The organism is Desulfallas thermosapovorans DSM 6562 (assembly GCF_008124625.1).
In the GTDB taxonomy this organism is placed as follows: domain Bacteria; phylum Bacillota; class Desulfotomaculia; order Desulfotomaculales; family Desulfallaceae; genus Sporotomaculum; species Sporotomaculum thermosapovorans.
In genome coordinates this window covers 13,008-32,274 of record NZ_VNHM01000001.1, presented here as the reverse complement: position 1 = coordinate 32,274, position 19,267 = coordinate 13,008, and the positions used below count along the sequence as shown (strand labels likewise).

21 protein-coding genes are annotated in these 19,267 nt (G+C 48.5%); 2 read left to right on the top strand and 19 right to left on the bottom strand.

Annotation, left to right across the window (positions count from 1 at the left end; translation table 11 throughout):
* Positions 1-6 precede the first annotated feature (6 nt).
* On the top strand, positions 7-327 hold the full coding sequence (locus LX24_RS00165) for a carbohydrate-binding protein (protein WP_166510125.1): 321 nt from the start codon (positions 7-9) through the stop codon (positions 325-327).
* Positions 328-362: 35 nt separating this feature from the next.
* On the opposite strand, the gene LX24_RS00160 is transcribed toward LX24_RS00165, so the two are convergent.
* Together LX24_RS00160 and LX24_RS00155 are read right to left on the bottom strand one after the other, a co-directional pair.
* Positions 363-959 carry a DUF3786 domain-containing protein gene (locus LX24_RS00160; protein WP_166510124.1) on the bottom strand — a complete coding sequence of 199 codons (597 nt, stop codon included), beginning with the start codon at positions 957-959 and terminating at the stop codon, positions 363-365.
* A gap of 31 nt (positions 960-990) precedes the next feature.
* Positions 991-1,422 carry a hypothetical protein gene (locus tag LX24_RS00155; protein ID WP_166510123.1) on the bottom strand — a complete coding sequence of 144 codons (432 nt, stop codon included), beginning with the start codon at positions 1,420-1,422 and terminating at the stop codon, positions 991-993.
* A 170-nt stretch (positions 1,423-1,592) separates the two neighbouring features.
* On the opposite strand from LX24_RS00155, the gene LX24_RS00150 reads away from it, so the two are divergent.
* A complete protein-coding gene (locus LX24_RS00150) occupies positions 1,593-2,420 on the top strand; it encodes an Asp23/Gls24 family envelope stress response protein (RefSeq protein WP_166510122.1) in 828 nt (275 codons plus the stop codon).
* A 156-nt stretch (positions 2,421-2,576) separates the two neighbouring features.
* Here the strand turns inward: LX24_RS00150 and LX24_RS00145 are convergent, their stop codons facing one another.
* The 17 genes from LX24_RS00145 to LX24_RS00065 all read right to left on the bottom strand — a co-directional run bounded on the left by LX24_RS00145 (position 2,577) and on the right by LX24_RS00065 (position 19,258).
* Positions 2,577-3,254, bottom strand: a complete 678-nt coding sequence (locus LX24_RS00145; RefSeq protein WP_166510121.1) for a cell wall hydrolase — start codon at positions 3,252-3,254, stop codon at positions 2,577-2,579.
* A gap of 193 nt (positions 3,255-3,447) precedes the next feature.
* Positions 3,448-4,065 carry a precorrin-8X methylmutase gene (locus LX24_RS00140; RefSeq protein ID WP_166510120.1) on the bottom strand — a complete coding sequence of 206 codons (618 nt, stop codon included), beginning with the start codon at positions 4,063-4,065 and terminating at the stop codon, positions 3,448-3,450.
* The gene (locus tag LX24_RS00135; RefSeq protein WP_166510119.1) at positions 4,062-4,433 is read right to left on the bottom strand and encodes a sirohydrochlorin chelatase; all 372 of its coding nucleotides are present in this window, start codon (positions 4,431-4,433) and stop codon (positions 4,062-4,064) included. The genes LX24_RS00140 and LX24_RS00135 overlap by 4 nt, the downstream gene beginning before the upstream one ends.
* A 47-nt stretch (positions 4,434-4,480) precedes the next feature.
* Positions 4,481-5,251: a precorrin-6A reductase gene (gene cobK / locus LX24_RS00130; RefSeq protein ID WP_166510118.1), complete on the bottom strand. Its 771-nt coding sequence runs from the start codon at positions 5,249-5,251 to the stop codon at positions 4,481-4,483.
* On the bottom strand, positions 5,248-5,973 hold the full coding sequence (gene cobJ / locus LX24_RS00125; RefSeq protein ID WP_166510404.1) for a precorrin-3B C(17)-methyltransferase: 726 nt from the start codon (positions 5,971-5,973) through the stop codon (positions 5,248-5,250). The genes cobK and cobJ overlap by 4 nt, the downstream gene beginning before the upstream one ends.
* A complete protein-coding gene (locus LX24_RS00120) occupies positions 5,967-7,040 on the bottom strand; it encodes a cobalt-precorrin 5A hydrolase (RefSeq protein ID WP_166510117.1) in 1,074 nt (357 codons plus the stop codon). Before LX24_RS00120 ends, cobJ begins: the two co-directional genes overlap by 7 nt.
* Positions 7,037-7,792: a precorrin-4 C(11)-methyltransferase gene (cobM, locus tag LX24_RS00115; protein WP_166510116.1), complete on the bottom strand. Its 756-nt coding sequence runs from the start codon at positions 7,790-7,792 to the stop codon at positions 7,037-7,039. The genes LX24_RS00120 and cobM overlap by 4 nt, the downstream gene beginning before the upstream one ends.
* A complete protein-coding gene (cobI, locus tag LX24_RS00110) occupies positions 7,789-8,502 on the bottom strand; it encodes a precorrin-2 C(20)-methyltransferase (protein WP_166510115.1) in 714 nt (237 codons plus the stop codon). The genes cobM and cobI overlap by 4 nt, the downstream gene beginning before the upstream one ends.
* Before the next feature lie 6 nt (positions 8,503-8,508).
* The gene (gene cbiT, locus LX24_RS00105; RefSeq protein WP_166510114.1) at positions 8,509-9,105 is read right to left on the bottom strand and encodes a precorrin-6Y C5,15-methyltransferase (decarboxylating) subunit CbiT; all 597 of its coding nucleotides are present in this window, start codon (positions 9,103-9,105) and stop codon (positions 8,509-8,511) included.
* Entirely contained in the window at positions 9,098-9,730 is a 633-nt protein-coding gene (cbiE, locus tag LX24_RS00100) for a precorrin-6y C5,15-methyltransferase (decarboxylating) subunit CbiE (RefSeq protein WP_166510113.1), read from the bottom strand. Before cbiE ends, cbiT begins: the two co-directional genes overlap by 8 nt.
* A complete protein-coding gene (gene cbiD, locus LX24_RS00095) occupies positions 9,718-10,821 on the bottom strand; it encodes a cobalt-precorrin-5B (C(1))-methyltransferase CbiD (RefSeq protein ID WP_166510112.1) in 1,104 nt (367 codons plus the stop codon). The genes cbiE and cbiD overlap by 13 nt, the downstream gene beginning before the upstream one ends.
* A gap of 19 nt (positions 10,822-10,840) precedes the next feature.
* Positions 10,841-11,572, bottom strand: coding sequence for an ATP-binding protein (locus LX24_RS00090; protein WP_166510111.1), 732 nt, complete (start codon positions 11,570-11,572; stop codon positions 10,841-10,843).
* Between the two features lie 15 nt (positions 11,573-11,587).
* On the bottom strand, positions 11,588-12,385 hold the full coding sequence (locus LX24_RS00085) for a DnaD domain-containing protein (protein WP_166510110.1): 798 nt from the start codon (positions 12,383-12,385) through the stop codon (positions 11,588-11,590).
* 406 nt (positions 12,386-12,791) lie between these two features.
* Positions 12,792-13,718 carry a methylenetetrahydrofolate reductase gene (locus LX24_RS00080; RefSeq protein WP_166510109.1) on the bottom strand — a complete coding sequence of 309 codons (927 nt, stop codon included), beginning with the start codon at positions 13,716-13,718 and terminating at the stop codon, positions 12,792-12,794.
* Entirely contained in the window at positions 13,715-14,386 is a 672-nt protein-coding gene (locus tag LX24_RS00075) for a methylenetetrahydrofolate reductase C-terminal domain-containing protein (RefSeq protein WP_166510108.1), read from the bottom strand. Before LX24_RS00075 ends, LX24_RS00080 begins: the two co-directional genes overlap by 4 nt.
* Positions 14,383-14,835, bottom strand: coding sequence for a hydrogenase iron-sulfur subunit (locus tag LX24_RS00070; protein ID WP_166510107.1), 453 nt, complete (start codon positions 14,833-14,835; stop codon positions 14,383-14,385). The genes LX24_RS00075 and LX24_RS00070 overlap by 4 nt, the downstream gene beginning before the upstream one ends.
* A 1-nt stretch (position 14,836) precedes the next feature.
* Entirely contained in the window at positions 14,837-19,258 is a 4,422-nt protein-coding gene (locus tag LX24_RS00065; protein WP_166510106.1) for an NAD(P)-binding protein, read from the bottom strand.
* Between the last annotated feature and the right edge of the window lie 9 nt (positions 19,259-19,267).

The following is a 19,267-nucleotide window of genomic DNA, read 5'->3' as shown; positions in this document are numbered from 1 at the left end:
GTTATAATGAGTACCTTAAGCCCTTTTACCTTTTCCTCACCTATCCAGGGGGTTCAGGTTAAACCACTTACCCAGGATGGAAAGGAAATTCGCATTAGGTATAGCGGCATATTAAATCAAAAAGGGGCCCGTCAGGTTTGGATGCATGCTGGTAATGGCGAAGGCGGGGATTGGGAGGAGCCCAAAGATTATCTTATGGAAAAAACAAATGATGGTTGGGAGCAAACCGTTGACATTAAAGGTAAACAGTTTAATTTTTGCTTCAGGGATGATGCCCATAATTGGGATAATAATAATGGTGCCAATTGGATCTACAGAATCACATAAAAGCCGGGCTAAGCACCGGCTTTTTTTGTAAAATGTTAGAAATCGGTCATTTTACGGGCCATCTCACAACCCAGTACCCACAGGGCTGCTGTGGTTAAATGATGGGGGGCGATACTGTCGAATAAAATATTAGCCTTGGCCGGGAATTCATCGTCCCCCTGCCATATGGCAACGGCCAGTGGCAATTTAGGGAATGCGGGTATAAGCGCTGCGGCATCGCCCATTTTTATAGGTCGGCCGCCCAGTGAAGCAGCACGCTGCATGAACAGGTTCGGGTCATCGCTTAGGATGTTACTGATTGGTTGACAAGCGTCCTTTAGAAAAGGTACATAATGGTGAATGCCCTGGGGTAGTTCTAAAAAAGAAATCCATGTACCCCTGGGTGGCAGCCCATTACATTGTGTTAAATACTGCAGTATTAGAGTGGCATCTTTGGGGGATACCGGTTGTTGGTTTTCGGCAGTTACTTCACCGTTACTCAGTGATACGGTAAAGTTTCGGGCAAAGTATTTAACAATAATACTTTCTTGATTCTTGGAAAAAATAGCTCCGCTTTTTAAAATCATTTCCTCCGGATTTGAGGCCAGGAAATCCTTAATTGCTGCAGTGTGTGCAGTTAGTTCGTGGCACAAAATAAACACTCCTGTCTTTTGATTGTTAAATTTAACGGCTAAATAAGTACATTACCAGTGCGGTAATGGCACCGAAAAGGATAATTACAGTGCCTAATCCGCCGAAATTGACCAGTATATTTAACTTTATGCCATCCGTTTCTGACTTAATGCGTAATTGGTTATATACTGTTAACGGGCCGATTATTTTCATTACCAGTGCATCGCTTATATCCGGATCGCCGCCCCGGTCCAGCATGCTTTGCACCACTGTGTCCAGCCATTGTTTTTGCCCCTCGGGCTCGAGGGATTGGTAAATTTCCTGGAGATAGTGTATAAAATCTTTTTCTTTAGTTTTTAAATTTTGGTAATAGTAACGGCGTTCGGTACGACTTTGCTTTCGCATGGTTTTTTGTAATAAATTAATATCCTCTTCTGTCAGGTTAAATTCATATTGTAACAATTCAATAAAAAATTTGGCCATGCCTATCCCCCTGAAAAATATTCGGGTATGTAATTATTGTATATTGATAATATATAATATAGATAGCATTACCTTTACGCTATTACAAAGAATTTTATAAAAGCCGGTATAAAAAGTATATAATTTTTGCCCATTATTAGCAAATTAAAACTGAGGAATGAGGGATTTAGTTGGAAGTCTATGCACTGGTAGGGCCCAGCGGGACGGGTAAAAGTCACCGGGCAGTTATGCTGGCCGGTCAACTGGGTTGTGAAATCATAATAGATGATGGATTAATTATTAAAGGAAACAGAATTGTAGCTGGAGAATCGGCTAAAAAACAACCTACCCGGATCGGAGCTATAAAGACGGCCCTTTTCATTAATACAGAGCACAGAAGAGCCGCCGTTGAAGCCATTTCATTACTGTCACCCGAAAAGGTTCTAATTTTGGGCACATCCAGGGGTATGGCGGAAAGGATCGCCAGCGGATTGAGTTTGCCTGATATAAAAAAATATATCTCCATCGAGCAGATTGCCTCGGCCAAGGAAATGAGGAAAGCACGGATAATGCGTACTCAGCACAGTAAACATGTCATCCCGGCGCCAATTATGGAAGTTAAAAAAAGCTTTCCCGAAAGTATGATCGATCCTTTGCAAGTTTTTTTACGACGAAAAGGACCAAGGGGGCGGACCAGTTGGACCGAGCAATCGGTGGTTAGACCCACCTTTACTTTATATGGAAGGTTTTCTATATCCCGGGGCGCAATAGGTTCCATTGCCTCGTATGCTGCTGCGGGCATTGACGGGGTGATGTCGGTAAGGCACACTAATATTATCAGGGAGGGGCAGGATGTTACCATTGAGCTTTCCGTGGTAGCGAATATAAACTATAAACTGGATAACATTAGCCGGGAAGTACAGAAAATGGTCAAGAGGCAGGTGGAGTACATGACTGGATTGACCGTGAAGTATATAAATGTGACTATAGTTGATATCAAAGTGAGTGAAATCAGCTGACTTAAGAAAGGCAGTTATTGAGCCAATTAAAATTTGGCTCTGAACTGCCTTCTTACCCATAGTCTTCATTTACCAGGTTATATTATTTTTATAATAAAAGCTGGATTTTTAAAAGCTTGATTTGTTTTTTAAAGCAGCACTTTGCCTTGTTTTTTGTTACGTTTTGGTGGCAAAAACATGGCTGCCTATTTTCGTTAACACTGGCAGGGTCTTGATCCACTGGTCAGAAGCAATTCGGGGATTATAGAAAAACAATGCCCCGTTGGTTGGATCTTCACCCTCCAGTGCTCTTGTGGCGGCTTTAATGGCTTTTTCGTCAGGGCTTAAGTTAATAGTGCCGTCGGATACAGGGGTAAACTGGTACAGGTTACGGTTTCTTTGATATATAACTTCTCTAATGCTATTGGGAAAGTGTGGGCTGCGCGTACGGTTTAATATAACGGCTCCCACGGCCACCTGACCTTCAAAACTCTCCCCCCTGGCCTCGGCGTAAATGGCCCTGGCTAAAAGCAGCAAATCCTCCCGGTCAATATCTCCCCGGCTGATATTGTTCGAATCTGCCTTATTCGCCGGAGGGATTGTTAATTCCTGGTAAGGTCTTATGACCGAGGTCTCCAGGTTGTTGGCACGCATTAACTGGCTTACATCAATACCAAAAGACTTGGCTATTTTAGACAGAGTGTCCCCCGGCTGAACGGTGTATTTAACCGTTATGCCGTTTGACCTTTGGGCCACTTCTTTTTCCGCACCGGCCATTGCACCATGCACATTAAACAGGGAAAGACATAGCGCAAATAATATAATACCGGTGAGCTTGGAAAAATTAGTGTTCATTTTTTCCTCCTTTCACAATTATTTTGTACAATATATATATATTCCATACTGGAAAATATATCCATAAAAATAAAGACAGGCTATCAAAGCCTATCCTTTTAAAATATGAATGAAGTTAACCCGTGTGTTTGTATTTAAGATAATTGATGGTTTGGTGGCAATAGCCAGCTATATTATTTATGAGCTGATTATTTTACATGTATAATAATGCATTTACTATAGAGGCGGCGATGGTACTGCCTCCCCTGGTACCTTGCAATGTTATATATGGCACTTTACCCAGATTTACCAGCATTTCCTTGGACTCACTGGCACCTACAAATCCCACCGGGGTGCCGATAACCAGGGCCGGGTCGGCCTCTCCCTGTTTAATCATATCGCAGAGAGTGAACAGGGCGGTGGGTGCGTTGCCGATTACCACTATATCACCCTGAAGTGAACCGGCCCGGCGCATGGCCACCATGGCCCGGGTTTGACCTGTACGCCGGGCCTGCTCGGCCACGGCCGGATCGGCGATGTGGCACAAAGCTTGGATACCGTATGCCGCAAGCCTTTTACTATTCAGACCGGCCAGTACCATATTCACATCGGTGTATATGTTGCAACCGCGGCGGATGGCGTCTAAGCCGCGGTCTATAGCCTGGGGGTGTATTTTTACCAGGGGGGCTATGTTAAAATCACCGGTGGTATGGATAATTCTTTTAACGATGGATTGTTCTTTCTTGGGCAGTGAGGCTAATAAAGGAACGTTTTTTTCAATAATGGCCATGCTCTCCTGCTCAATGGCCCCTGGATCAATAATGAAATTCAAATCACTGCCCCCCTGACCCGGTCCATAATAATTTCCTGCAAGCGGGGATCCGCGCCAATATGTTCGGACATGGATATACTAATGTTTGGGTAAAGATTTCTTTGGGCTGCCAGAATTTCCGGGATATCCCGCTGCATGTGCAGGCCCAGGTAAAGAAAGAGAGGTACCACAACCACTCGCTCTGCACCCCGGTCTATAATGCGGGCAATGGCTGTGGGTAAATCGGGCTGATTAAACTGCAGGGCTGCGCCTTCGATTAAAAAATCTTCGTTTGCTGATGATTCAACCATGGCAGTGATTTTCTGCAAAGTAGCCTGGGCTTCAGGCAACCGGCTGCCGTGACTTAGTATGATAACCCCAGTTTTCAATTGGCTTCCGTCCTTTCATAATTATCAATTTTTAAAAATATTTTTTTCTACCCCGTGTGCTTGATAATCATATCAATCAGTTCATCTGGATTTGACGTAGCCCCGGCCGGAGGAGGGGGTCTTTTTATTACTATCGCCGGTATGGAAAGCTCCAGGGCGGCATTTATTTTGGTATCGGAGCCGCCGGTTGTACCGCTTTCCTTGGTAACCAGAACATCGGCGTTATAATGATTCAGTAGTGCTTTGTTCATATCCACTGAAAAGGGACCCTGCATAGCTATGATGTCACCCGGTGTAATCCCCAGGTTCAGGCAATGGCTTAGCCCGGATGGGTCGGGTAGAATGCGGGCTACTACCCTCAGCCCGGCAGCCCTGGCGGCGCCGGTAAACAAAGACAGCGTTTTGGTACCCGTGGTGATGAAAATAGTTTTCTTTGCCAGCGCCACCGCCCGGCCGGCCGCTTCCCGGTAACTTTCCACCGGTATCACCAGCGGGTGACGGGGTAGTGGTAATGATGCTCTCTCAAAACGCAGGTATAAGATTCCTGTACGGTTACAGGCTTTTTGGGCTGTATCCGTGGCCAGTTCTGCAAAGGGGTGCGTTGCGTCAACCAGAACCGACACTTTATGGGTGGTTATTAAACCGGCCAGGTCATCTTCATTTAAACGGCCCGTAACTATTTTTGCTGTACCGCCGGAGGTTTCGAGCAGTTGTCCACCATAGGCGGTGGCAGTACAGACAATCATTGGCTTGCCAAGTTCAGCCAGTATAGTGACCAGTTCCCGGCTTTCCGAAGTACCCCCCAGCACCAAAATCATAGGACATATCCCCGGGGGGTAATGATGAATCCTTCCACCCGCCTGGTGGACCGGTTACCCACAATAACGGTGGTGAGCATGTCTATGGGGTAATCCAGCATACCCGACAAATCGGTGATATATATTTCTTCGTCTTCCCTGGCGGCGTTTTTAACTATACCCACCGGGGTGGTTGGGGCTTTATAATAAAGACATATTTCCCTGGCTTTTTTAATTTGCCAGTCTCTTTTTTTACTGGCCGGGTTGTACAATACAATAACAAAGTCGGCTCTGGCTGCTGCCACCAGTCTTTTTTCAATGGTTTCCCAGGGTGTTAACAAATCGCTGAGGCTGATCACTGCGAAATCATGCATCAGCGGTGCGCCCAACCGGGCCGCAGATGCGGTGGCCGAGGTAATACCGGGAATAATTTTTACCGGTGTGGTTTTTAATTGGTCTCTTGCCTCCAGCATCTCCAGTATTAACCCTGCCATGCCATACACACCCGGGTCGCCGCTGCTGACCACTGCTACCCGGTGCCCGGCTGCGGCTTGTTCTATAGCCGCTGCACAGCGCTCTTTTTCCCTGGTCATACCGGTGCTGATCACTTTTCTGTCCTGAATTAAATCTTTTATTAAATCTATATACGTTTTATAACCAACTATAACATCGGCGGATTGCAGGGCCTCCAGTGCCCGGGCGCTCAAGTCGGCCGTTGCTCCTGGTCCGGTACCGATTACCAGTATCGATCCTCCGCCAGTGCCACCGTTATGCCCTGAAATTTCTGCTTGGCTAATATTAATTCACCCTTTCTTGTTGCAAGGAGTGCCGCCGGTTCACATACTCCCGGCACTCCCATATTCTTTAGAACAAATTCAGAACGCTTAAGCGTTGGGTTTGCATTTGATATAAATGAGTTAATTTGCTCCCGGGAAAAGCTGACCAGCGGGAGTTTTAGCGTGGCAGCCGCCTGTTGCAGTCCCTTTTCACCTGCCTTTTGGTCTATGGTGGCAATGGCCCGCAGGCTTAATAGAGATAGCCGGCAAATATCCAAAGCTTGTTGAAGAGCGGCCAGTATTTTTTCCCCCGTTGTTCCGGACCGGCAGCCCACACCAGCCACCAGATTGCGGGGCCGTAAAAACATGGTGTTGGCCAAAGGCTGGGCGGGGCGCCCGTTTGTGATAACTACATGATAAGCCGTTTGATTGCCTGGAACCGGGTAGTCACCGACGGAATATATTTTAATTTGATCAGTAGGCTCAATGGGTATATTGATATCGGTATAAATATACACCCTTTCCCCGTTTACGATGGCGCTGTTAACCCGGCGTACCGCCGCCAGGGGATCAATAGCCATGTTGTATTCCCGTGCCAAATCATCCAGAGCGGGCAAACCGTGTACATCGGTGGCTGTAGTGATTACAGGCCGGGCACCGGTGTCCCTGGCTATCTGGCGTGCCAGTTGGTTGGCACCACCCAAATGTCCCGAGAGAACACTGATGGCGTGCTGGCCTGCCTCATCCAGCACCACCACCGCGGGATCCGTTGTTTTACTGCGGATATGCGGGGCCAGCATGCGCACAACGATACCAAGGGCCATAATAAATATAATTTGGTGGTAGCTGCTGAAAACAATTTGCACCAGCGGAGCCAGCTCTCTGTAAATAATGGCCTTAGCCGGGTCGGCAAACGACCGGTTTGGAGCGTATAATACAACGTTGCCAGGGTCAACAGTGGTGGTCAATGTGTTTTTTATTTTTTGGCCCAGTTGGTATCCCCGGGCAGTGATACAGATAATAGCGGTGTTCACTGGTTGCCCCTGCGAAAACCGTGACTGAAATTCCGGTCGTAGAGTTTTGAGGGTGTGTAATCGGCTTTAAAAGATGCTCCCACCAGAATCATGGCCGTACGGGTAATATCGGCCTGCTGTACCCGGGCACTGATATCGGATATGGTCCCGTGTATAATACGTTCATCGGGCCAGGAAGCTTTCTCAACCACCACCACCGGGGTATCCTCGGGATAACCGCCGGCCAGCAGCTCACTGGTCAATTGATCGATTAAATGTACGCTTAAAAAGATACACATGGTGGCCTGATGGGCGGCCAGGCTCGCCATGGACTCCGTAGCAGGCACTTCAGTGCGACCCTTGAACCTGGTTAATATCACAGTTTGGGTTACACCGGGCAGGGTAAGCTCGTGGGGAATTGCCGCCGCAGCCGCCACAAAGGAGCTTACGCCGGGCACCACGGCAAAGGGCACCTCTGCCTCCCGCAGAATATCCATTTGTTCTTGAATGGCACCATAAAGGGACGGGTCACCGGTATGCAGCCGCACCACATCTCTCCCGGCACGGTGAGCTTCGATCATGATACCGGTGATTTGCTGCAGGGTCATATTGGCGCTGTTGTATATTTCGGTCCCCGGTGCGCACCTGCTCAGTAATTCTTTATTTACCAGCGAACCCGCGTAAATAACCACCTGGGACCGGGCCAGCAACTCCGCCCCTTTGACTGTAATTAAATCCGGGTCTCCCGGACCTGCGCCGACGAAATAAATCATTGGCTATCCCTCCGCTTTTTCACAATCATCAGTGACATATAATGTAGTTTTTGGTCTAGTATGGTTTCTGGTTCTCGGGTGGCGAATTGGTCCGGGTACCCGCAGCGATGCACAAAATGCGTTGTAAAATTGCCGCAGTTCTTTAAAAATTGCAAAAGCTTGGGCAATTGCCGGTTTACCTTCATTAATACCACGGTATCAAAAATATCTAATATTTGGTGTAAATCCTGCAAATCATAAGCGGCCGGGATTATCGCCAGCTTTTCATCACCCTCCACCAGCGGTTCCTGGATATAGGCCGGGCAAGCGGTAATTGAGGAAACCCCGGGCACGGTTTCTGTGGGCACATCCGGGTACAGGTTACGCAAATAACGTAGCAGGTAACCGTAAGTGCTGTACAGGGTGGGGTCGCCTATGGTAATGAAAGCAACATCCCGGCCGGCGAGCAATTCTCCGGCCACCCGGGCGCCGGCCTGTTGCCAGCTCTGTTCCAAGATTGCTTGATCTCTGGACATGGGAAACTGCAGTTCCAATAAAGTGTGTTCTTTTGGCACGGCCTTCCGGACAACGGAGAGGGCCAAGCTGTCCTTCTCCATTTTTGATTTGGGCACGCACAGTACGTCCACAGCCGATAAAATCCGTTGCGCTTTCAAGGTGAGTAGTTCCGGATCGCCGGGTCCCACGCCAATGCCATAAAATGTGCCAGTCAAAGTTATTTACACTTCCTCCCTGTCTTTTTCCGCAGTAAAAATATAAACCGGGTTCAAAGCGCGCCACAGGTGTACTCTGCCCGTGGGCACCGACCGGGATATGTTTATTTGGGTAATGCCTGTACACCAACCTTCAAGCAATTTGGTGCACATGCTAAATGTTTCCACGGTGACGGCGTTGATTACCAGCCGGCCTCCGGGGAGCAGCCTTTCCTTAACCAGCGCCAGTATTTGGGGTAATTGCCCGCCGCTGCCTCCAACCAGTACACGGTGCGGTGCTGGTAAACCTTGCAGCGCGGTTGGTGCTTCTCCCGGCACCAGTACTACGTTTTTTACCCCAAATCGTTCGGAGTTGGCCGCTGTCATTTCCAACCCCCGGGGGTTTTTTTCCACCGCATATACTGTCCCGCCGGGCACCGCCAAGGCTGCTTCCACCGATAGCGAACCAGTACCGGAGCCGATGTCCCAGACAATTTGCTTTGGAGCCAGCCGGGCTTTGGCCAGGGTCAGCACCCTGATTTCCTCTTTGGTCATGGGCACTTCGTTGCGGTTAAACATTTCATCCGGAATGCCCAGGGTGGTATAGGGCCAGTACTTATTCATCGACAATCACCATCACACAATTATTTAACCGCCATTGGGGAACGGCAGCCAGCTGTTCCAGGGTGGTGGCGGTGATCTGTTCGTCGGGATACGATAAATTACAAGCTACGAACACTTTCTTGGCGGTAACCCCTTCCTTTACCAAGGCCCTGGCCAGTTCGGCGGGATTGTGACGCGGGTCGGTAAGGGTGATCACTTTGCGGTGTTTTTTGACCGCCCCGGCCAGATGTGCATAGTCACGACCATGGCAGCTGGTCAAAAAGGCATCGTGCCAGGCCAGTCCAAGTTTGGCACAGGCCAGCTGTATTGAAGAAACCCCCGGTAGTACATTAATATTAAAGCCGGGCAGGTGTTCGTTTAATGTGGATAATATCCCGTAAAAACCCGGGTCTCCCGAGGCCAGCACGACAATTTTTTTACCTGCCCGAACATTACCGGCCAAGTACTTAACCAGTTCGTCCATATCGGCCGTAATAACGTATTTTTCCGCGGTTAGGTGATTGAACAGTTCCAGTTGTCGCCTGCCGCCCACCAGTATATCAGCATGCTCGGCTGCCTCTATGCAGGCTTGGGTTAAATATTCTTTACCACCCGGTCCCACCCCGGCCACAGTTATACCTGCCATCCCAGTTCCCTCCCGATGTCCAATGCAGGCCGGTCGTAAGCAAGCACTTCGCCCCGCATATTCAGCAGCGCCGTGCCCACGACAAGTTTCCCTTTGCTATGGGCCGTGGCTCTGGCGCTGGCCCGCTGGGCCACCAGGTCAAGCACGCGAGTCAGATTTTCTCGGTTTAGAATATCCACAATTGCTTCGGTGGTGGTGCAGTCCAGTATTTGAGCAGTAATATCGGACCCTGCACCCAGTAAGGCGGCTAAAGCGGCCAGGGTTTCCTGCCGGGCATCCGCCACTTTGCTATGGGTGTGAAAAATGCCTGCGGCCACCTTTACCAGTTTGCCGTGGTGGCCCCACAGCAGCACTTTTTTTATTCCCCTGGCTACGCAGGCCCCCAGCATAAAACCTACAAAGTTGCTCATTTCAACCACTGCCTTCTCCGGAAATCCCCGGTTTGTGGCCCATCTGGCTCCCATACGCCCCGGAGTGAGGACCACCTGGGTATAACCGTGAGCAACAGCCATATCGATCAGAGGCAACAGGGAATTCTTAAAGGCTTCTTCGGACATGGGGCGTACGATGCCGGTGGTACCTAAAATAGAAATGCCGCCCACAATGCCCAACCTTGGGTTGAGGGTGCGCCGGGCAACTTTCTCACCGCCCGGTACGCTTATTGTGACTATGCACCCTGCGTGGGGAGGAAGCACTTCGGCCAGGGCTGTTTTGATCATCCACCGGGGTACGGGATTGATGGCACTTTGGCCCACGGTGACCTGCAGGCCTGGCTTGGTTACAGTGCCAACTCCTTCCCCGCCCAGTATTTTGATAATACCGTCCTTTGCCCGCTTAATGGTAACGATAATTTCCATGCCGTGGGTGACATCGGGGTCGTCTCCTCCATCTTTAATGACCACGGCACCCTGTCCGTCCGGTATACTTATGTACCGGTTTATGCTAACCGGAATTTTTTTCCCTTCCGGGTTGGTTACTGTTAATTGTGCAGGAAATTGATTTTGAAAAAGGGCTGTTGCCGCGGCTTTAGCCGCTGCGGCGGCACAGGTTCCGGTGCTAATACCTGTTTTGAGCTCATGATTACCTGTCATGTTGATTCTCCTTAATGAACTACCTACCCTTTTTAACCATTTGCACCCGTATGTCCACATCTACCAGCAGGCGATAGGGACGGCACATTTGGAAGATACGTGAGGTTGTCCTTTCGCCCAAGAATTGTTCCAAATCTTCCAGATTAATATTGGTCGTGATAACCGTGGGCAGCAGATAATTAAGCCGGTGGTTAATAATGTTGTAAATTTTATTACGCGTCCAGTCGGTATAGGTATGGGCACCCAGGTCATCCAGTATTAGGAGAGGCACTTCCCGGGCGGTATCCAGCAGTTCCAATTCAGTAACATTGGTGTGATTTTTAGCATCATAGGTGGCCCTGATTTGATCAAGTAAATCCGGTACTACAATAAAAAGTAAGGTTTTGCCGTGGGCCAAAAGCGTATTGGCAATGCAGCAAGCTAGAAAAGTTTTGCCGCTGCCCACCGGGCCGGTTAGCAGTAAACCACGGGTATGAGGATTATTCATGTAACTGCGGGTAAAATCCCTAGCTGCCTTTAGGGTGACCGAAGCTGAATCGCGATAGGAAATATTCTTTACCGGATCAATGTGAGTACCGGAGTAAAAGTCCAATTTAAAATGGTTAAATGTAAAACCACTTAGCCCGGGCGGTATTCGTGCTACCCTTATTTTATTATTAATGATTCGTTGTTTCACACAGCTACAGGGTTCGGCAACGCCATCACGAATCACAAGCCCCCGGTCCGCACATTTACTACATAAGTAAACCAAATGCCAAAAACCCCTTTAACTCATATAAAGTGACTGAATTATGTTCTTTTTTTCATCTTCATTTTTTTGGTTGTTATTAGCCTTGTTAAAGCCTGTTTTTCTTTTGTTTTCCACGTGTTTCATCTTAAACAGCCGGTCATAGTCTTCCAGTTTTTCCAGGCTGTTTAAATTGTTTTTTTCCCATTCCAACAAAATACTGTCTATATACTTAAAATTATGCTTGCCCAACAGTACAGCCCGGCGCAGTGCCTCCAGTACCATTTGAGGGGGCATCTTTTGCGTCCAGGTATCTATTTGTTCTATTTCCATAGGTGATAGGAACCGGCCAAATTCATTTTCAAAACTTTTATATAAGTTAACGGTCTTTCTTGATTTATTATCAGATATTTTCTTAATAGCCTCATTCTGCTTAACTCTGGCGCAGGCCCATATTTCCGAAAGTTTTTCAAACAAAGGCTCAAAATCATAGCCCTTAATAAAAATTTCCCTTTGGGAGTCGTAGAACTCGGTTATTTTAAGCATGCCGTTATTGATTAAATTTTCCAGGTCCCGGTTTACTTGTTCTTCATCCCCTGATAGTTGATCAATAAGTACATCCGTACTGGGCAAGTAGTTATTTTCTTCGTTAAATAACCTGAACAGCTGAATAAGTAACATCATTTCAGTATCCGTAATGCCCATGTGTTTATACAGTCTTAAAAGTAAATTGGGGATGGCTGTTGAGCCATGAATAAAAAGGTCTACGCCGAAGGCGGCGGTGATGTTACCTTTTTTGTATTCTTTAACAGTGCTGCCTGTGCTTGTTGGGACCATAGGGTAATCTCTCCTTATCCTTAGACCTTTAAATATTGTATGGCGAAGTGATGGGTTTGTCCACCATTTTAGTTATACCGGCTTCAAAAGCATGGTATGAATAGTTGAGACTTATAATATAATAGGCATATCGCATTGCAGCTGACGTTACCGGTGATAGCCGTTAAATTACTTACACAAATATTTCCTCCCCTGATAAAGTTCTTCTTAGTATTTTACGGCAAAAATAGCAGCATTCCTTTATTTTAAAATTGACAAAAAAAAACAACCCTGCCCCAGGCATAATAATAGTTTACATTTAAGTTTTTAAAGTGACAATAAGCTTGGAAAGTGAAACCAAATTATACACGTTAAAAAAGACCCTCCGGGGAGGGTCTTTTTCAGGAAACAATATTAACCTGGTAGCTTAACCGACCTTAGGCCTGGGGTACAGCCCGGATCTTTCTACAATTTCGGGTACAACCTCTTCCCAGGCAATGGCCATTACGTGCACGCCGTGTACGCCTCTAACATTTTCTTTGATATATTTAATTTGCTCGATGCAAATGTCCACGCCTTCGCGTTTGGGGTCCTCGGCATTTTTCAGGCGTTCCACCAGTTCGTCCGGTACAATCATACCGCTGACGTTATTTTGGATATACTTGGCCGCCCGCCAGCTCTTCATGGGGGTTACACCGGCCAGAATGTGTACCCTCTCATCAATGCCACGTTCCCGTACCATTTCCATGAACCGTTCAAAACGTTCCATATCAAATATGCACTGGGTTTGGATGAACTGTGCGCCCGCCTCTACCTTTTTCTCCAGGCGATCCACCCGGAATTCAAAGGGGTCGGCAAAGGGGTTAGCCACTGCCCCGATGAAGAAACGGGGCTCGTGCTCTTTAATCTCTTCGCCCGAGAAAAACAGTTTTTCGTCCCGCATGCGGCGCAGGTAATAAATGAGCTGCATGGAGTCTATATCGTACACGTTTTTACTCGTGGGATGGTTGCCGAATTTCTGGTGGTCGCCGGAAAGACAGAGTACGTTGCGCATACCCAGGCTGTAGGCGCCCATCAAATCGGACTGCATGGCAATGCGGTTACGGTCCCGGCAGGTCATCTGCACGATGGGCTCTATGCCACAGTTCAACACGTGAACACCGGCCGCTATACTGGATAACCGCACAATGGCTGTCTGGTTATCGGTTATGTTGGTGGCGTCCACGTAATCGCGCATCATTTCGGCGTGATGGCGAATACCTTCGGCGGAAGAATGCTTGGGCGGCCCTATTTCCGCGGTTACCGCAAATTGACCGCTGTCCAGTATTTGTTGAAGTTTACTTAGATTCTTCAATCGATCATCACATCCTCCCTGATGGCCTTACGCGGCCCGCCGTCTCGTGATTTGGACCAGTCTTTGGGCGGCTGGAATTCCATTAGTTTGTCAAGCTTGCCCAGCGCTTTCATGCGGTCGTAAATCAGCTGCCAGGCGCAGTCCACGTCTTTGCTCACTTCGCATTTGCCGTATTGTGAGCCACCGCATGGCCCGTTTAAAATGCTCTTGGAACAGCGGATAATGGGGCAGATACCGCCGGTGCGGTGTAGTATGCAGTCACCGCACAATCCGCACTTTTCCTCCCAGTTGCCGTGGGTTACTGAGCCGCCGATGAACTTGGTATCAAGGGCGGGCACCACCCACTTATCCTTAAACCGCTCGGCCAGGTACTGTACGCCCACGCCGCAGGCCAGGGATACAATGGCGTCCACATCCTTCACCAGGTTATCCAGGGGTACGATGTACTCGGGGTCGCACTGCCTGGTGCAGGTAAAAGTGGTAGCTTCCAGGGGGTTGTTCTCCAGGTTGCGTTTAATGCGCATGGCCGAGGCCAGCACTTCGGTTTCCTTCTCGCCACCGGCCAGGCAAACCGTCACGCAGCCGGCACAGCCAACGAATAACACTTTTTTGCAGTCGGCAATCATTTGGGCGATATCTTCAACAGGTTTTTGTTGTGCTACGATCATGCTGTTTGGCCACCTTCTTTCTGTGGGTTAGCGGCCCCGTTTTTGTTCAAGGGGCTGGGGCCGAGCTGGCGGATGCGTTCCGTCATTTCATTGGCAATCTGGGCAAACCGGCCTCCGTCGGAAGCGGGCAGGTTGAAGAAATCCAACCGTTCGCTGCCGAAACCGATTTCATCCAGTATTTTTTTCACCGCCTGCACCCGTTTTTTAGCGCGGATGTTGCCCTTTAAAAAGTGGCAATCACCTTCCATGCAGCCGGCCACGTAAACACCGTCGGCACCGTTTTCAAAGGTCTCCAAAAGCACCCGGTGTTCAATTGTGCCCGAGCAGGGCATTTCCACCACCCGGATGTTGGGTGAATACTGCAACCTCATCGAACCTGCCAGGTCCGCAGCTGAGTATGCTCAGTAGTGGCAGCAAAAGGCTACGATTTTGGGTTCAAATTCGGCCACTTTAACGCACCTCCCTTAATAAACCATTCATCATATTCATATACATGCGGTCACTGTAACCCTGCAGTGTAATGGCCTTGTTGGGGCATTCACCGGCACAGGTACCACAGCCTTGACACAGTACGGGCTCAATTTCAGCGGCGTAGTTTTTCACGCGGGGTACGTTAAACGGACACAACCGTACACAAGTAAGGCAAGCTGCGCACTTACTGGCATCCACCTTGGCTATGACACCCTGGGACTCAAGATGATCTTTACTTAAAATGGTGGCGGCCCGTCCAGCGGCGGCCTTGGCTTGGGCAATATTCTCCTCCATGTTCTTGGGTCCGTGGGCAATACCGGCCATAAACAGACCCTCCGACGCAAAGTCCACGGGGCGGAGTTTCATGTGGGCTTCCAGGAAGAAGCCGTCTGCATTCAAGGGTACCTTGAACAGTTGGTTTAGTTTGGTATTGTCCTCGGGGGGCAGTATTGCTGCTGCCAGGCCAACCAAATCGGCTTCAATAATTACCGGTACTCCAAGCACATGGTCGGTCACCGTGACCTTTATGGTGTCGCCGTTCTTTTCCACCAGCGGTTTGTTGTCGGTATTATATCTTATGAATATGACGCCTTTTCTACGGGCTTGTTCGTAGATTTCTTCCAGGAACCCATAGGTTCGGATATCCCGGTACAGGACAAACACATTGGCGTTTGGATTTATCTCCTTGGCTTTAAGGGCCAAACTAATGGACTTGGAACAGCATACCCGGCTGCAGTACGGCCGTTCGGGTTCTCTGGAACCTACACAGTTAATCAACACTATGTTTTTGACATTCTCGGTTTTTCCTTCGGCCATTGCCTCTTCCAGTTCCAGGTGGGTCATTACTTTGTCGCTCTGACCGTACAGGTATTCACTGGGTTTGTATTCTTGCCCGCCTATGGCAATCACCGTGACACCGTGTTTAATGACCCGGCTGTCAGTCAATTCGGTGCTGAAATTACCCACGTATCCAGATACTTCTTTAACTTCAACGGATGTATAAACATTAATTAACGGGTTTGCTTTTACTTGTTTGATTAAATCAGTTACAAATGTACTGATGTCTTCGCCCTTAAATCCTTTTTTAATGCGCCTGCCCATGCCACCCAGCTCGGCGGTTTTTTCCACCAAATGCACTGCATAGCCTTGTTCGGCCAGGCTTAAAGCGTTGGTCATACCTGAAACGCCGCCTCCAATAACCAGTGCGGACTTTGTAACTCCTACTTGACCTTGCTTAATGGGTTTTAAAAGGGCTGACTTGGATACAATCATGCGTACCAGGTCTTTGGCCTTTTCGGTGACTTTGTCCCGTTCATGCATATGCACCCAGGAGCATTGGTCCCGGATGTTGGCCATTTCGAACAGGTAGCGGTTTAAACCGGCTTCCCTCAGTGTTTCTTGGAATAGCGGTTTATGGGTTCTGGGGCTGCAAGAAGCCACAACCACCCGGTTGAGGTTGTTTTCTTCTATGATTTTCTTCATTTCAGCCTGGCTGTCCTGGGAACAGGCGTATAAGTATTCACCGGCGTAAGCAACATTGGGCAGTTTTTTAGCCATTTCAACAACTTCGGGAACACTGATGACACCGCCAATGTTAATACCGCAATTACATACAAATACCCCTATCCTGGGTTCTTCTCCGGATACATCCCGCTCAGGTGGGAAAACCCTTTCCTTCACCAGTGTACCCCGTACATCTCCCAGCAGGCTTTCCGCAGCGGAAGCGGCGGCGCTGGCTTGCATTACCGTCTCGGGGATATCTTTGGGACCTGAGAAGGTGCCGGCCACGTAAATACCGGGCTGGGAAGTACCTACGCCAGTAAGGGGTGCCAGTTCGGCAAAGCCATACTGGTTTAGGGTAACATCCAGTTTTTGCCCCAGTTCCATAGCCTTTTGGGGTGCTTTAAAACCTATGGACAGAACCACCATATCAAATTCCTCGGTGGTAATGGTACCATCCTCGTTGGCATATCGGATCACCGGATTTTTGCTCTCACCCGGTGCTTCAGCTATTTCAAAAATACGCGAGCGTTTAAATTTAACACCATGCTCGTTTTTAGCCCGTTCATAATATTTTTCAAAGTCTTTGCCGTAGGAACGCATATCCATCATAAAAATGGTGGTGTCCAAAGGCTCTGCGCTATGCTCTTTGGCAATAACCGCTTCTTTAATGGCATACATACAGCATACCGAGGAGCAGTAGTTATGCTTAATGCGGATATTCCTTGAACCTACGCATTGAATCCAGGCAATTTTGCGCGGTTCCCGGTGGTCATAGGGCCGCACAAGATGCCCGCCAAAGGGCCCTGAAGCGCTTAATATACGCTCGAATTCAATACTGGTGACAACATTGGGGTACTTTTTATACCCGAAATAGTAAAGATCTGTTGGGTCGCACAATTCGGCGCCGCTGCTTAAAATAATGGAACCTACCTGTATTTCAATTTCCTCATCTTGCATGTCGTGATTGACTGCTTCGCGCATACAAGTTTTTACGCATTCACCGCATTCTGAACACACGGCACAATTCAAGCAACGCTCGGCCTCCTGGCGGGCCTCCTTTTCGCTGATACCAAGAGCCACTTCTTCAAAATTAGTGATGCGCTTTTCGGGCTCTATAAAATGCCCCTCTACCCGGGGTGTATCGGTCATGACTGCCCGGGCATGTTTGGGAAAGTCTGCAATAGGCCTGTCTGCGGCGGTATTAAAATCGCCGGCAGCTTGTTCCCCTCTCAAGTATAAATCGATGGACCATGCAGCCCTTTTACCTGCCCCTATGGCATCCACTACGGTGGCCGGTCCGGTAACTACATCGCCGGCGGCAAAAACACCCGGTTTATTAGTGGCCAGTGTTTTGGGGTCAACAACTATGGTATTCTTTTTGGATAATGTTATATCGTTTAATCCGGATACCTCCGGAGTCTGGCCAATGGCAATAATCACATTATCCACGTCAATGAAAAATTCACTGCCTATAACCGGCACTGGGCGGCGACGGCCGCTTTCGTCCGGTTCACCCAGTTCATTCTCGATGCATTCCAGTTTAACGGCCCTGCCATTTTGGCCGCGGACAGCTATGGGACTGGTCATCATCTTAAAGATAATGCCTTCTTCCTTGGCTTCCTCTATTTCTTCTTTTGCCGCGGTTATTTCGGCTTCGGAACGACGGTAGATGATGGTAACTTCCTGAGCTCCACAGCGCAGGGCGGTACGGGCAGCATCCATGGCCGTGTTACCACCGCCTATAACTGCTACTTTGGGTCCCAGGCTAACTTGCTCGCCTAAATTAACTTTTCGCAATAAATCTACCCCGGGTATTACTCCATCAAGTTCTTCACCCGGTATGTTGAGAACCGCACCTTTATGGGCACCAATGGCTAAAAATACAGCCTTGTAACCCTGGTTCATCAAATCATCTATGGTTAACTGCTGGCCCAGAGGGGTGTTGGTTTTAATCTCCACCCCCATTCTTTCCAGCAGGTTTATTTCCAGTTCAACTAGTTTTTTAGGCAGTCGATATTCCGGTATTCCAACCCTGAGCATGCCTCCTGCCACCGGTAAAGCTTCAAAAATCGTTACTGCATAGCCTTTTTTAGTTAATTGATAAGCTGTTGAAAGACCTGCCGGTCCCGAGCCGATTACCGCTACTTTTATGCCGTTGGCTGGTGCCGTTTCCGGCAACGGTAAAGCATCCAGATCGCGATAGGCAACGGAGGCGGCTACTCTTTTTAATTCCCTTATACTTACTGCTTTATCAACACTTTTTCGATGGCACTGGCTTTCGCAAGGGTGGGTGCATACCCGGCCGCAAATGGCGGGTAGCGGGTTGTCATTATAAATTAATTGCCACGATTCAATGAATTTACCTTCTTTTATAAGCTGTACATACCCCTGGGCGTTAACTCCTGCCGGGCATGCAGCCTTACAGGGGGAAACACCGCGTTTTTCAATGGAAAAACCGGCCGGCATGGCCTGGGGATACATTTTATAAATGGCTTTCCTTCTACCCAGGTCGGCGTCAAATTCGCTGGGCATTTCCACCGGGCAGGCGCTGGCGCATTCGCCGCAACCAGTACACTTGTCCAGATCAATATAACGTGCCTTTTTACGTAGTTTTACCTTATAATTGCCCGGCTCACCTTGAACATCAACTATATCTGTTAGCATGTATTTCTCAATGTTCAGGTGTCTCCCACATTCCACCAGCTTGGGAGAAAGGATACACATGGAGCAATCGTTGGTGGGGAATGTTTTATCCAGCCTGGGCATTGTGCCACCAATGGCCGGTGACTGCTCCACGAGATATACATAATAGCCGGACTCTGCAAGGTCAAGTGATGCTTGGATGCCGGAAATGCCGGCGCCTACCACCATTACGGCTCCTACTTTATCTTTATTCATGCATTTCAC